At 66.9% G+C, this 13,732-nt stretch carries 14 protein-coding genes and 1 pseudogene; 10 read left to right on the top strand and 5 right to left on the bottom strand.

All coding sequences use genetic code 11. The features are described 5' to 3' along the window. Positions 1-18 precede the first annotated feature (18 nt). The 3 genes from QZ951_RS14305 to QZ951_RS14295 are packed head-to-tail and all read right to left on the bottom strand — an operon-like array spanning position 19 to position 3,825. Positions 19-1,614 carry an NADH-quinone oxidoreductase subunit NuoF gene (locus tag QZ951_RS14305; protein WP_293001669.1) on the bottom strand — a complete coding sequence of 532 codons (1,596 nt, stop codon included), beginning with the start codon at positions 1,612-1,614 and terminating at the stop codon, positions 19-21. After that, complete coding sequence (locus QZ951_RS14300) at positions 1,611-2,129, bottom strand: formate dehydrogenase subunit gamma (RefSeq protein WP_293001667.1); 519 nt, start codon at positions 2,127-2,129, stop codon at positions 1,611-1,613. The genes QZ951_RS14305 and QZ951_RS14300 overlap by 4 nt, the downstream gene beginning before the upstream one ends. A 25-nt stretch (positions 2,130-2,154) precedes the next feature. Beyond that, a complete protein-coding gene (locus QZ951_RS14295) occupies positions 2,155-3,825 on the bottom strand; it encodes an OFA family MFS transporter (protein WP_293001665.1) in 1,671 nt (556 codons plus the stop codon). A 162-nt stretch (positions 3,826-3,987) separates the two neighbouring features. On the opposite strand from QZ951_RS14295, the gene QZ951_RS14290 reads away from it, so the two are divergent. Then, a complete protein-coding gene (locus QZ951_RS14290; RefSeq protein ID WP_293001663.1) occupies positions 3,988-5,091 on the top strand; it encodes a substrate-binding domain-containing protein in 1,104 nt (367 codons plus the stop codon). Here the strand turns inward: QZ951_RS14290 and folD are convergent, their stop codons facing one another. Beyond that, positions 5,092-5,949, bottom strand: a complete 858-nt coding sequence (gene folD / locus QZ951_RS14285) for a bifunctional methylenetetrahydrofolate dehydrogenase/methenyltetrahydrofolate cyclohydrolase FolD (protein ID WP_293001661.1) — start codon at positions 5,947-5,949, stop codon at positions 5,092-5,094. Positions 5,950-6,061: 112 nt separating this feature from the next. Here folD and ccmA point away from each other — a divergent pair, with 112 nt between their 5' ends. Both ccmA and ccmB read left to right on the top strand, forming a co-directional pair. Continuing rightward, positions 6,062-6,652 carry a heme ABC exporter ATP-binding protein CcmA gene (ccmA, locus tag QZ951_RS14280; protein WP_293001659.1) on the top strand — a complete coding sequence of 197 codons (591 nt, stop codon included), beginning with the start codon at positions 6,062-6,064 and terminating at the stop codon, positions 6,650-6,652. Further along, positions 6,649-7,314, top strand: a complete 666-nt coding sequence (gene ccmB, locus QZ951_RS14275) for a heme exporter protein CcmB (protein ID WP_293001657.1) — start codon at positions 6,649-6,651, stop codon at positions 7,312-7,314. Before ccmA ends, ccmB begins: the two co-directional genes overlap by 4 nt. 153 nt (positions 7,315-7,467) lie before the next feature. Here ccmB and QZ951_RS20415 read toward each other — a convergent pair. Continuing rightward, positions 7,468-7,662: pseudogene (locus QZ951_RS20415) on the bottom strand (LysR family transcriptional regulator); the annotation flags it as partial. 263 nt (positions 7,663-7,925) lie between these two features. Between QZ951_RS20415 and QZ951_RS14265 the strand changes: the two are divergent. Genes QZ951_RS14265 through ccmI form a run of 7 tightly spaced genes read left to right on the top strand, consistent with a single transcriptional unit; the run spans position 7,926 to position 13,714 of the window. Further along, the gene (locus QZ951_RS14265) at positions 7,926-8,720 is read left to right on the top strand and encodes a heme ABC transporter permease (protein WP_293001653.1); all 795 of its coding nucleotides are present in this window, start codon (positions 7,926-7,928) and stop codon (positions 8,718-8,720) included. Then, a complete protein-coding gene (ccmD, locus tag QZ951_RS14260) occupies positions 8,717-8,866 on the top strand; it encodes a heme exporter protein CcmD (RefSeq protein ID WP_293001651.1) in 150 nt (49 codons plus the stop codon). Before QZ951_RS14265 ends, ccmD begins: the two co-directional genes overlap by 4 nt. Continuing rightward, a complete protein-coding gene (gene ccmE, locus QZ951_RS14255; protein WP_293001649.1) occupies positions 8,863-9,330 on the top strand; it encodes a cytochrome c maturation protein CcmE in 468 nt (155 codons plus the stop codon). Before ccmD ends, ccmE begins: the two co-directional genes overlap by 4 nt. A 16-nt stretch (positions 9,331-9,346) precedes the next feature. Beyond that, positions 9,347-11,320: a heme lyase CcmF/NrfE family subunit gene (locus QZ951_RS14250; RefSeq protein WP_293001647.1), complete on the top strand. Its 1,974-nt coding sequence runs from the start codon at positions 9,347-9,349 to the stop codon at positions 11,318-11,320. Between the two features lie 22 nt (positions 11,321-11,342). Further along, the gene (locus QZ951_RS14245) at positions 11,343-11,873 is read left to right on the top strand and encodes a DsbE family thiol:disulfide interchange protein (RefSeq protein ID WP_293001645.1); all 531 of its coding nucleotides are present in this window, start codon (positions 11,343-11,345) and stop codon (positions 11,871-11,873) included. Between the two features lie 31 nt (positions 11,874-11,904). Then, entirely contained in the window at positions 11,905-12,414 is a 510-nt protein-coding gene (locus QZ951_RS14240) for a cytochrome c-type biogenesis protein (RefSeq protein WP_293001643.1), read from the top strand. A gap of 4 nt (positions 12,415-12,418) precedes the next feature. Next, positions 12,419-13,714, top strand: a complete 1,296-nt coding sequence (gene ccmI, locus QZ951_RS14235; RefSeq protein WP_293001640.1) for a c-type cytochrome biogenesis protein CcmI — start codon at positions 12,419-12,421, stop codon at positions 13,712-13,714. The last annotated feature ends 18 nt before the right edge of the window (positions 13,715-13,732 follow it).

The raw sequence follows: 13,732 nt of genomic DNA, 5'->3' as shown, positions 1-13,732 counted from the left end.
CCCTTTGCGCCTTTGCGTTTAACGGTTGACGTTGGCCATTTGGGCCGCAGTCGCACGAGGACGGAAGTCGTCAGGGAAATGGTTGAGCGCCGACAGCACCGGGAACGGCGCCATGCCGCCGAGCGCGCACAGCGAGCCGGCCAGCATCGTGTCGCAGAGATCGCGCAGCAGCGCTTCCTGCTTGACCGGCTGATCGCCGGCGACGAGCTTGTCGATCACCTCCATGCCGCGCGTGGAGCCGATGCGGCACGGCGTGCACTTGCCGCAGGACTCGGTGGCGCAGAACTCCATCGAGAAACGGGCCTGTTCGGCCATGTCGACGGTGTCGTCGAACACGGTGATGCCGCCGTGGCCGACCATGTTGTTGAGCTTGGCGTAGGCCTCGTAGTCCAGCGGCAGATCGAACTGCGATTCCGGGATGTAGGCGCCGAGCGGGCCGCCGACCTGCACGGTGCGGATCGGCCGGCCGGACAGCGTGCCGCCGCCGTAGGTGTAGAGCAGATCGCGCAAGGTGACGCCGAAGGCCTTCTCGACCAGCCCGCCGAACTTGACGTTGCCAGCGAGCTGCACCGGCAAGGTGCCGCGAGAGCGGCCGACGCCGAAGTGCTTGTAGAACTCGGCCCCCTTGTCGAGGATGACCGGCACCGAGGCCAGGGTGATGACGTTGTTGATCACCGTCGGGCAGCCGAACAGGCCCTTGATCGCCGGCAGCGGCGGCTTGAAGCGGACCATGCCGCGCTTGCCTTCCAGCGATTCCAGCAGCGAAGTTTCCTCGCCGCAGATGTAGGCGCCGGCACCCATACGCACTTCCAGATCGAAACGCTTGCCGGAGCCCTGGATGTTCGCGCCGAGCCAGCCGCTCGCGTAGGCACTGGCAATCGCTTCATTCAGCGCGCGCTCGCCGTACGGGTATTCGCAGCGCAGGTAGATGTAGCCGCGCGTGGCGCCGACCGCGAGGCCGGCGATGGTCATGCCTTCGATCAGCAGGAACGGGTCGCCTTCGCAGACCATGCGATCGGCGTAGGTGCCGGAATCGCCTTCGTCGGCATTGCAGACGATGTATTTCTGCGCGCCTTCGGCCCCCAATACCCCCGGCGTGCCGCCAGGCGCGCCTAAAACAGTTCTCCACTTGATGCCGGCCGGGAACGCCGCGCCGCCGCGACCGCGGAGGCCGGATTCGGTGACGGCGGCGACGATCGCGGCCGGCTCCATCGCCAGCGCGTTCTTCAAGCCCTTGTAGCCGTCATGGGCCAGGTAATCGTCGAGGCTGACCGGATCGGTGATGCCGGCGCGCGCGAAGGTCAGGCGCTCTTGGGTCTTCAGGTACGGCAGTTCGTCGACGATGCCCAGATTCAGCGAATGGGCATTGCCGAGGCCGGCCGCGAACAGGCTCGCGACATCCTCCACCTCTACCGGGCCGTAGCCGATGCGACCGGCGTCGGTCGCGACCTCGACCAGCGGCTCCAGCCAGAACATGCCGCGCGAGCTGTTGCGGACGAGATTGATCGCGATACCCAGACGAGTCGCTTCGGCCGCGATCGCGACCGCGACCTCATCGGCACCGAGCGAGATCGCCGCCGAATCGCGAGGGACGTAGACGGTGATCGGCTTCATGCCATCGCTCCGGTCAGGCGATCGAAGCGCTCCGGCGTCACGCGGCCCTTCAGCTGCATGTCGATCAGCAGGCTCGGGCCGACCGCGCAGTTGCCGAGGCAGTAGGCCGGTTCGAGGGTGTAGCGGCGATCGGCCGTGGTCTCGTGGAAATCGATGCCGAGCTTCGCCTTCACGTGCGTTTCCAGCGCCCGGCCGCCAACCGCCTGACAGGCTTCGGCGCGGCACAGGTGGATGACGTGCGCGCCCGGCTTTTCGGTGCGGTACCAGTGATAGAACGACACCACGCCATGCACTTCGGCGCGCGACAGGTTCAGCGACTTCGCCACCATCGGCACCGCGTCTTTCGGCACGTGGCCAAGCGCGTCCTGAATGCCATGCAGCACCGGCAGCAGCGCGCCGGGCAGGTCTTTCAGCTTCGCAAGCACGCCGTTGACGGTCGCGAGATCGGATGGCGACAGCGATGACAGCTCGGCGAGCTTGATCGGCGGTTTGCGCTCGAAGGTGGAGGTCGACATGGATGGATCCGGATAAGTGTCTGATTTACTTGAACAGAACGGCGGCTTTCGCGACGGTCTGGGCAACGCCCCACGCCAGCGGAATGCCGACGGCCAGCCACGCGAGCAGCACCATCGGGCTCGGGCCGCTGGCACCGGCAGCCTGAGTCCCGGCAGCGGCTGGCGGTGCAATTTCATGTGCCAGTTTTCTGGCTTCCGCGACCTCTGCCTCGGTCATATGCCATTTCGGGGCCACGGGCTTGATCAGCAGGTTGCACAGGAAGCCGGCGACCAGCAGACCGGCCAGAATCAGCATGGTGGTGTCGTAAACCTGTGCCTTGGCGACACCCTGGCTGAGCTGGTACTCGCGCAGGTAGTTGACGATGATCGGGCCGAAGATTCCCGCCATCGACCACGCCGTCAGCAGCCGGCCGTGGATCGCGCCGACAAACTGCGTGCCGAACATGTCGGCGAGGTAGGCGGGCACCGTCGCGAAGCCGCCGCCGTACATCGACAGGATGATGCAGAAGGCGCCGACGAACAGCGCCGTGCTGCCGATGTGACCGGATCCCGGCACCGAGGCGTACAGGGCGATGCCGAGCGCGAAGAAGGTGGCATAGGTGAGCTTCCGGCCGAGCCTGTCCGAGAACGAGGCCCAGAAGAAGCGGCCGGCGATGTTGAACAGGCTCAGCAGACCGGTGAAGCCGGCGGCGATCGCGGCAATCGCCTTCTTCTGGTCGGCGTCGAGGCTGCCGATGCCGAGATCGAGCCCGATCAGCTTGCCGCCGAACACTTCCTGCAGCATTGGCGACGACATCCCGAGCACGCCGATGCCGGCGGTGACGTTCAGGCACAGCACGGCCCAGATCAGCCAGAACTGCGGCGTCTTGTGGGCGTTCTTCAGATGCACCTGCTTGGTCGTGATCATCGCGTTGCCGCTGGCCGCCGTCGGCGGCGACCAGCCGGCCGGTTTCCAGCCGGCCGGCGGCACCCGATACCCGAGCGCACCGCAGGTCATGAACACGGCATAGCCGAGCGCCATCACCACGAAGGTCTGCCAGACGCCGACCGAGGTCGATGTGGCGAAGCTCGTCATCAGCTTCTGCGCCAGCGGGCTGCCGATCATCGCGCCGCCGCCGAAACCCATGATCGCCATGCCGGTGGCCATGCCGCGGCGATCCGGGAACCACTTGATCAGGGTCGACACCGGCGAGATATAGCCGAGGCCGAGACCGATGCCGCCGATGACGCCGGAGCCGAGCAGCATCAGCCAGAACTGGTGGCTGTAGACGCCGAATGCCGAGATCAGCATGCCGCCGCACCAGCAGAGGGCCGAGATCAGGCCCGCCTTGCGCGGGCCGGCGCGCTCGAGCCAGCCGCCCCAGATCGCGGCGCTGGAGCCGAGGAACACGAAGAACAGCGTGTACATCCAGCCCAGCGTGGAGATTTTCCAGTCGCAGGTGGTGGTGAACATCTCGTCGAAGAACCCGGTGCCGGTAGGGCAGGCAACCGGATCGGTGATGCCGATCGCCTTCGACAGCGGCAGCCAGAACACACTGAAGCCATAGGCCATGCCGATGCACAGATGAATCGCGAGCGCGGCGGGCGGCACCAGCCACCGGTTGAAGCCGGGGCCGGCGATCGTGCGCGCTTTCGACAGGAACCCGGCGGTCGCCGCCGGGCTGTCGTGCGCGCTGTCAATGGGGGTGCTGGTCATGCGGGCTCCTCGCGTGTCCGTTCAACGATATTTATCCTCTAGTACGCATATTGAACCGGCACAACTTCACGCGACTACGCTACGTTAGTCTGATGCCGGAGTGATTAAAATAGGCTGCGAACAGCCGAATCAGACGGGTCATCGCGAGGCTTCGAGGCAGACATGTTCAAGGTATCGATCCAGCCGCAATGGCAGCTCGAACAGGCCGATGGAAAGCAGTCGCTGCCCCGTCTGGTCGAACTGCTGGCGCGTGTTCGCGAGACCGGCACCCTGGCTGAAGCCTGCATCCAGGCCGGTCTGTCGTACCGCTATGCCTGGGGGCTGCTGCAGGATGGCACCCGAACCTTCGGTGCGCCGCTGGTGACGATGCAGCGCGGTCGCGGGGCGGTGCTGACGCCGCTGGCGGAAAAACTGGTCTGGGCCGACAAGCGCACCAACGCGCGCCTTGCGCCACTGCTCGACAGCCTGGCGTCGGAGCTGGAAGTCGAACTGGAACGGGCACTGACCGATACCGGCACGATCCTGCGTGTGCAGGCCAGCCACGGCTTTGCCGTCGAAACCTTGCGCGACTGGTTCGTGCGCAGCCGCATTCCGATCGATCTGAAGTACCGGTCCAGCTTCGAGGCGCTGGCCTCGCTGAAGACCGCATCCTGCGATCTGGCCGGCTTTCACGTGCCGGTCGGCGAGTTCGAGACGCAGGCGCTGCAGCAGTGCGCCGCCTGGCTCAAGCCGCAGACCCAGCGCCTGATCATGCTGGCCACGCGTCGTCAGGGACTGATCGTGGCACCGGGCAATCCCAAGGGCCTGCAATCACTGGCCGATCTGACGCGGGACGATGTCCGCTTCGTCAATCGCCAGCCGGGATCCGGCACGCGGATGCTTCTGGATCTGATGCTGAACCGCGCCGGGCTCGACGGCGGCAAGATCAACGGCTACGAAAGCGGCGAGTTCACCCATGCGGCCGTGGCGGCGTACGTCGCCAGCGGCATGGCCGATGCCGGCGTCGGCGTCGAGGCTGCAGCGAAGCGCTTCGATCTCGGTTTCGTGCCGCTGGCCGGCGAGCGCTACTTCTTCCTGTGCTCGAAGTCGGCGCTGAAGACACCGGCGCTGCAGAGTGTCATCGATACCCTGTGCAATCCGGATTTCCGCAATCTGGTCAATGCATTGCCGGGCTACGACGCATTGCGCTGCGGCGAAGTGCTGAGCATCGACGAAGCCTTTCCGCAGTTCGGCAAGGTGCCGAAACCGCGGGCGGGCCGACGCTAGTCAGGCCGTTTCGCGCAGCTCCGCCGCGCGCAGCGTGTTTTCCATCAGCATGGCCACCGTCATCGGCCCGACGCCGCCCGGCACCGGGGTGATGAACGCCGCTTTCTGACGCGCCGCGTCGAACTCGACATCACCGCACAGCTTGCCGCTCGGCAGGCGGTTGATGCCGACATCGATGACGATGGCGCCTTCGCGGATCCAGTCGCCCTTGATCATGTCCGGAATGCCGGTGCCGACGACCAGGACCTCGGCCCGCGCCACTTCCTCGGGCAGGTCGCGGGTCTTGCTGTGGGCCACGGTGACCGTGCAGCCGAGCAGCAGCAGTTCCAGCGCCATCGGCCGGCCGACGATGTTCGACTGGCCGATCACCAGCGCCCGCTTGCCGGCCAGCGGCACGCCGGTGGACTTCAGCAGCTCGACCGAGCCCCACGGCGTGCATGGCCGCAAGGTCGGCGTCTTCTGCGCAAGACGGCCGAAGTTGTACGGATGGAAGCCGTCAACGTCCTTGTCCGGACGAATGCGCTCGATGACCTTGTCGGCGTTGATGTTCTTCGGCAGCGGCAGCTGCACGAGGATGCCGTCGATGCTGTCGTCGGCGTTCAACTGATCGACGACGGCCAGCAGCTCGGCTTCGCTGATCGCGGCGTCGAGATGGGTCGGCACCGAGCGGATGCCGATCTTCTCGCAGGTCTGGCGCTTGCTGCGGACATAGATCTCGGACGCCGGGTCGGCGCCGACCAGCACCGTGGCCAGCGCCGGGGCGCGCTTGCCGGCCGCGACGCGCGCTTCGACGGCCTGCCGCACCCGTTCGTGCACCTGCGCTGCCACGGCCTTGCCATCGATCAGTTGTGCGGTCACGGCGCGTCGTCCTCTGAAAGTTCGTGCCGGATTGTGTCATGGCGCCGCGGCGACCCGCAGGCCGGCCGGGGCTTCACGTAAACTTTCGCGCTCCCCACCGGCCTGCGCGTCCATGTCCAGCCTGCACGTCCACCAGCTCGTCGTCAGCCGCGGCGATCGCACCGTGCTCGACGATCTGAGCTTCAGCGTGGCGGCCGGTGAAGTGCTGCACATCCGCGGGCGCAACGGCGCTGGCAAGACCTCGCTGCTGGAAGTGCTGTGCGGGCTGCGCACGGCCAGCGGCGGGCGGATCGAGCAACAGCCTGCGCCGTCCGAGCGGCACTGGATCGGCCACAAGAACGGCCTGAATCCGGTGCTGTCGGCGCTCGAGAATCTGCAGTTCTGGGCGGGCCTGAACGGCGTCACCTTGCGCGACCCGCGGGGCGCGCTCGCATCCGTCGGCCTCAAGGCGCAGGCGTTGCGGCCGGCCGGCACCTTGTCGACCGGCCAGAAGCGCCGCGCCGCGCTGGCAAGGCTGGTGGCAGCGCCGCGACCGTGGTGGTTTCTCGATGAGCCGCTGGCCGGGCTCGATCTCGAAGGGCTCGACGTGTTCGCGCGACTGGTGACGGCGCAAGTCAGCGGCGGCGGCACGGTGATCGTCACCAGCCATCAACCGCTGCCGGGCGAGATTCCCGGACTGCGGGCACTGAGCCTGACGCCATGAGCGCGGTCGCCGCCGTCTTTGCGCGGGAGTTGCGGATTGCGCTGCGCCGGCCGGCGGAATGGGCTCAGCCGCTGGTGTTCTACGGCATCGTCGCGCTGCTGTTTCCACTGGGCATCGCGCCGCGCGATCCGGCCCTGACCACGTTTGCGCCGGCGATCGTCTGGGTCGGGGCGCTGTTGTCGGCCCTGCTCGGCGTCGAGCGCCTGTTTCGCGGCGATCTCGATGACGGCACGCTGGAGCAGATGCTGGTCAGCGATACGCCGCTGTCGTTTCTGCTGGCCGCGAAGCTCGCCGCGCAATGGCTGCTGACTGCCGCGCCGCTGGTGCTGGCATCGCCGCTGCTGGGCTACGGTCTGGGACTCGAAACGCCGGCGGTGCAAGTGCTGGTGCTGAGCCTGTTGCTCGGCACGCCAACGCTGGTCTTCACCGGCGGCTTTGCCGCGGCGCTGACCGTCGGGGCTCCGAGGGCCGGCCTGCTGCTGCCGATCCTGGTGCTGCCGCTGATGACGCCGGCAGTGATCTTTGGCGGCGGTGCCGTGCGTGCGGCAACGTCCGGGCTGCCGAGCGATGCGCCGCTGTATTTCCTCGGCGCGCTGCTGGCGCTGAGCCTGACGCTGCTGCCGGTGGCGGCCGCCGGCGCACTGCGCAACGCCATCGACTGACGGACCGGCCGTTGCAGCGGCAGGTCCGCCCGTCGCGGTGGCTCAGGGCGCGGCCGGGACCACGTCCGGGCTTTGCGTGGCGGCCGATTCCCGCAGCGACCGCGCCAGCACTTCGATGTTGCGGGCCTCGGTCGTCGTGTTCCGCATCAGGCCGATCAGACGGCGACCGACCGGCGTCAGCTGTACCGGGTGCGATTGCCGCTCGAACAGCTCGAGCCCCAACTGCTGCTCGAGACTGCGAATCTGCAGGCTCAGCGTCGGCTGCGACACTTGGCAACGCTCGGCGGCGCGGCTGAAGTGGCCCAGATCGGCAACGGCAACGACATATTCCAGCGTGCGTAGGTTCATGGTGGACAGGTTGGGATGGAAAAGGAGTGATCGTTGGATATCACGATTTCCATGCACACAGATTCATTTTTTCCTTTGCAGTCGATAGCCAATTCTTATGTTGAAGACCCGGATGCGGCGCACGGATGAAATCGTCATCCATCTGGCGCGAATCGCGGATCGATCAACCCGACAGAGACATCGGAACGGGCATAATGCTTCGATCCGCCGGCATCCCGGCGCCCGCCATTGCCGCCGTTCGCCGTTGGAGCGCTGCTGAACCCATGTGGACCTGGTTTCATCGACTGGCATCGCCGCCGACGTTCTACCGGTTCGCCGAACGACTGGCACCGTGGCTGCTGGCGATTGCGGTGGTGCTGATCGGCATCGGCGTCTGGCGCGGCCTGTTCGTCGCCCCGACCGATTACCAGCAGGGCGACTCGTTCCGCATCATCTACGTGCACGTGCCGGCAGCGGCGCTGAGCCTGTCGATCTACACCGCCATGGCCGTGGCCGGTGCCATCGCCCTGATCTGGCGAATGAAGCTGGCCGAGGTTGCCGTGGTCTCGGCGGCTCCGATCGGCGCCACGTTCACCGCACTCGCGCTCGTCACCGGCATGCTCTGGGGCAAGCCGACCTGGGGGGCGTACTGGGTGTGGGACGCGCGACTGACCTCGGAACTGGTGCTGCTGTTCCTGTACCTCGGCGTCATCGGCCTGCAACAGGCCTATTCCGATCCGCGCACCGCCGCGCGCGCCTGCGCCTGGCTGGCGCTGGTCGGCGTGGTCAACGTGCCGATCGTCCATTACTCGGTCACCTGGTGGAACTCGCTGCACCAGGGTTCGACCATCCTCAGCGCCGAAGGCATTGCCAAGCCGAAGATCGCCGGCGAGATGCTCGGCCCGCTGCTGATGACGCTGTTCGGCTCCTACCTGTTCTTCGGCGCGATCTGGCTGCGCCGCATGCAGAACGAAGTGCTGGTGCGCGAAAAGCGGGCCAAGTGGGTCAGGCAGATCGCGTTGCAGGCATCGCCCGCCGATCTGCTGGATGTCGCTCCCCGAGCCGGCAGCAACCCATGAATCCGAAGCACGCCGTCTTCATCTGGACCAGCTACGCCCTGACCTTCGGCGTGCTGCTGTGGAACTGGCTGGCGCCGCGATTTCGGCGCAACGAACTGCGCAGGCAGCTGTCTGAGGATGCGCCTGACGAGGAAAACGCGGAATGACCAAACGTAGACAGAGACTGCTGGCGGTGGCCGCCTTGGTCGTTGGGGTCGGCGTCGCCGCTGCGCTCGGCTTTACCGCCTTCCGCAAGAACATGATGTATTTCTACACGCCGAGCGATCTCGTCGCCGGCGGTGTGCCGGAAGGCGCCAGCCTGCAGCTCGGCGGACTCGTGGTGCAGGGTAGTCTGGTGCGTGCCGAAGGTCTGAAGATCGAGTTCAAGGTCGCCGACTGCGAAAAGAACGTGCCGGTGCGCTATGAAGGCGTGCTGCCGGACCTGTTCCGTGAAGGGCAGGGCGTGGTCGCCGATGGTCACCTCGGCCCGGACAAGGTGTTCGTCGCCACCCGCATCCTCGCCAAGCACGACGAAAACTACATGCCGCCGCAGGTGGCGGAGTCGCTGAAGGGCAATCCGGAATCGGGCAAGCATTCGTGCATGCCGTTCAAGGCCGTCGCAGCGTCATGACCGGTGGCACCGTCGAATGATTCCTGAACTGGGACACTTCGCGCTGATTCTGGCGCTGGGCATTGCGCTGCTGCAGACCGTCGCACCGCTGATCGGCTACGCGCGCCGCGATGCCAAGCTGCTCGCGTTCGCCGGCTCCGCGGCGCAGGGGCAGTTCTTCTGCATTGCCGTGGCGTACGTTTGTCTGACGATCTCGTTCGTCGACACCGATTTCTCGGTTGCCTACGTCGCCGCCAATGCCCACACCGATTTGCCGCTGATCTACCGCGTGTCGGCGGTCTGGGGCGCGCACGAAGGTTCGCTGCTGCTGTGGATGTTCATGCTGTCGGGCTGGACATTTGCCGTGTCGGTGTTCAATCGCCGTCTGCCGGCCGATCTCAGCGCGCTGGTCATCGCCATACTCGGCGTGATCAGCACCGGCCTGCTGCTGTTCATGCTGCTGACCTCGAACCCGTTCGAACGCCTGTTCCCGGTGCCGCTGCAGGGACGGGACCTCAATCCGCTGCTGCAGGATTTCGGCCTCGCCATCCATCCGCCGACGCTGTACATGGGCTATGTCGGCTTCAGCGTCGCGTTCGCGTTCGCCGTGGCGGCGCTGATCACCGGCAAGCTCGATGCGGCCTGGGCGCGCTGGACGCGCCCGTGGACGACGACGGCGTGGATGTTCCTGACCTTGGGCATCACGCTGGGTTCGTGGTGGGCCTACAACGAACTGGGCTGGGGTGGCTGGTGGTTCTGGGATCCGGTCGAGAACGCCTCGTTCATGCCGTGGCTTGCCGGCACCGCGCTGATCCATTCGCTGGCGGTGACCGAGAAACGCGGCCTGCTGAAGAGCTGGACGGCACTGCTTGCGATCCTGACCTTTTCGCTGTCGCTGCTCGGCACGTTTCTCGTCCGCTCCGGCGTGCTGGTGTCCGTCCACGCGTTTGCCAGCGATCCGGCGCGCGGCCTGTTCATCCTCATCTTCATGGCGATCGTCACCGGCAGCGCCTTGCTGCTCTATGCGTGGCGGGCACCGAAGCTGGTCAGCATCGGCGAGCTGAACCTGTTCTCGCGCGAAGGCCTGCTCCTGTTCAACAACGTGTTTCTGGTCGTCGCGGCAGCCGCCATTCTGGTTGGCACGCTGTACCCGCTGGTGCTCGATGCGCTGAACCTCGGCAAGATTTCGGTCGGCCCGCCGTACTTCAACGCCGTGTTCCTGCCGATGATCGCGCCGCTGTTCGTGCTGGTCGGTCTCGGCGCCGTCGTGCCGTGGAAGAAGGGCAAGGTCGGCGAGACCTGGCAGCGCCTGAAGCTGCCGGCGCTGGCTGCGGTGGCGATCGCCATCGTCCTGCCGCTGGCGCTGCACGGACGCGCGACGCTGCTGGCCGTGACCGGCGCCCTGCTCGGTGCGTGGACGATCATCGCCGCGTCGCAGGATGTCTGGCGCCGCATCCGCGCCAAGCGTCAGTTCATCACCGGGCTCACGTCGGTCCCGCGCGCCGTCTGGGGCATGACGCTCGCGCACGCCGGCCTCGGCGTCTGGGCGCTCGGCGTGGCCTTCGTCATCAGCTACGGCTTCGAGAAGGACGTGCGGCTGGCACCGAACGCCAGCACCGAGATCGGCGACTTCACGTTCGGCTTCGTCGGCGCGCAGGAAGCGAAGGGCCCGAACTTCGTCGCCCAGCAGGGCGAGGTGACGATCGAGCACGGCGATCACTCGGTCGCGACGCTCTATCCGCAGAAGCGCTTCTATCCGTCGCAGCGCAATGTCATGACCGAGTCGGCGGTCGAGGCCTCGCTGCTGCGCGACCTGTATGTGTCGCTCGGCGAACGCTTCGATGACGGTTCGTGGAGCCTGCGCATCTACGTCAAGCCGATGATCCGGCTGATCTGGCTCGGCGGTGTGCTGATGTTCCTCGGCGGGTGCCTCGCCGCGAGCGACCGCCGCTACCGTCTGGCGATGGCCGCCGATCGCAAGGCCGTGCTCGACGGCGCACAGCCGGCCTGATGCGCGCGATGAGACTGGCGCGATGAGATTCGCGATTCCGTTGCTGGTGCTGGCCGTGCTGATCGGATTTTTCGCGGTTGGCCTGAATCGTGACCCGCGGACCTTGCCGAGCCCGCTGATCGGCAAGGCGGCACCGGCGTTCGAACTGCCGGTGCTCGAATTCCCGAAGAAGGACGGCGCGCCGCCGTTGCTGACCAATGCCGATTTCGTCGGCAAGCCGATCCTCGTCAATTTCTTCGCCAGCTGGTGCGCCGGTTGCCAGGTCGAGCATCCGTTCCTGATGCGTCTGGCCCAGAGCGGGCAGGTGCAGATCGTCGGCGTCGACTACAAGGACGCCGATGCCGATGTCCGTCAGTGGCTCGGCGTGCGCGGAAATCCCTACGCGCCGATCCTGGTCGATCTCGACGGCCGCACCGGCATCGACTGGGGCGTCTACGGCGTTCCGGAGACCTTCGTCGTCGATGCCCGCGGCACGATCCTGCACAAGCACATCGGCGCGATGACGCCGGAAGCCTGGGAAAAGGACATCAAGCCGTTGCTGGTAAAGCCATGAGCACGAAGCGACAGTCACGAGGCGTCGAAGCATGAGCGCGACGCGGCCGCCGAACCGGCTGTTTCGGCTTTTCGCGCCCCGCGCGAGCGCCTTGCTGCTGATCGCGTTGTGCGCGCTGTCACCCCTTCGCGCGAGCGCGCAGGTGACGACGGTCAAGCCCGAGATTCCGCTGACCGCCGCGCAGGAAAAGCAGCTTGAAGTGCTGCTGCCGGATCTGCGTTGCCTCGTCTGCCAGAACGAGTCGCTGGCCGAATCGCGCGCGCCGCTGGCGCTGGACCTCAAGTACGAGGTGCGCAATCTGGTGGCGCAGGGCAAGTCGGATGCCGAGATCAAGCAGTACCTGACGGCGCGCTACGGTGATTTCGTGCTGTTCCGGCCGCCGTTCGATCCACGGACCTGGCTGCTGTGGCTGGGACCGATCGGTCTAGTGATCATCGGCCTGCTGGCGCTGCTCTGGAACGTGCGCCAGAGCCGCAAGCCGAAAGCGACGACGACACCGACCGTGGACCCGGCAGCGCTCCGCAAGCTGCTCGACGAATAGACCCATGACTCCTGCGTTGACTGCCGGCCTGCTGATGGCCGTGTTGCTGCTGATGGCCGTCGCCGTGTCGACGCACCCGTGGTGGCGCGCCAAGGCCGGCACACGGCAGAACCGGCGGGCGGCCAATGTCGCGGCCTATCGCCTGCGGGTGGCCGAGATCGAGGCCGAAACCGCGTCCGGCATGATTCCGGCGGAAGAGGCGTCCGCCCTGCGCGCCGAACTCGATGCCCGGCTGCTGACCGATGCCGACGGCACCGAGCCGGAGCTGGTCGCCAAGGCCGAACGTCGGCCGCTGTCGGTGCTGGTCGTCGCATCGCTGCTCGGCATGTTCGCGATCGCCTGGTATGCGGTCGGCGGCAGCTGGCGGGTACAGCAGGAAATCGCCTCGGCGCCGCCGCCGGCAGCGGCTCCGGCCATCGACCCGCAGGTGGTCGCGATGGTCGACAAGCTGGCCGAACGCCTGCAGCAGAAGCCGGATGACCCGACCGGCTGGACCATGCTCGGCCGCTCGTACGTGGTGATGTCGCGCTACGCCGAGGCCGCCGCCGCGTATGCCGAGGCGCGCAGCCGCACGCCGACGCCGACCGCCGAGCTGCTGGCCGACGAAGGCGAAGCCATCGCGTTCGCCAATGGCCAGGACGTGTCGGGCGAGTCCGCCGCGCTGTTCGACGCGGCGTTGAAGCTCGATCCGGATTACAGCAAGGCGCTGTGGTACGGCGGGCTCGGTTCGGCCGTGGCCGGCGACTACGCGACGGCGAAGGCGCGCTGGCAGCGCCTGCTGGCGAAGAACGATCTGGCGCCCGAGATGCGCAGCGCCCTTCAGGAGCGGATGACCACGCTCGAACAGGCCATTGCCGCCAACGGCGTGAATCCGGCTGCCGCCGAAGCCGGCGCCGCCGCCGCGCAACCGGCGGCCGCGGCGGGCGATGCCGAATCTGCGGCCGGGCCGGCGATCAGTCTGAAGGTCAAGGTGTCGCTGGCACCGGAACTCGCGTCCAAGGTGCCGGCGGGCGCCACGCTGTTCGTGTTCGCCAAGGCCGCCAGCGGTCCGCCGATGCCGCTGGCGGTGCAGCGTCTGCCGGGTGCCACGCTGCCGCTGGAAGTGTCGCTCGATGAAAGCATGGCGATGGCGCCCGGCCTGAGCCTGTCGCGGTTCGAGCAATACGTGATCACGGCCCGGCTCAGCGCCGCCGGCAGCGTTCAGGCGCAGCCGGGCGATCTCGAAGGCCGCATCGAGGCGACGCAGGCGCAGTCCGGCGGCAAGGCCTTGACCTTGGTCATCGACAAGCAGCTGCCGTGACCATTCACAGGCCGAATC

Source organism: Nevskia sp. (assembly GCF_021732705.1).
GTDB lineage: Bacteria > Pseudomonadota > Gammaproteobacteria > Nevskiales > Nevskiaceae > Nevskia.
This window is presented reverse-complemented; position numbering and strand designations above follow the sequence as displayed.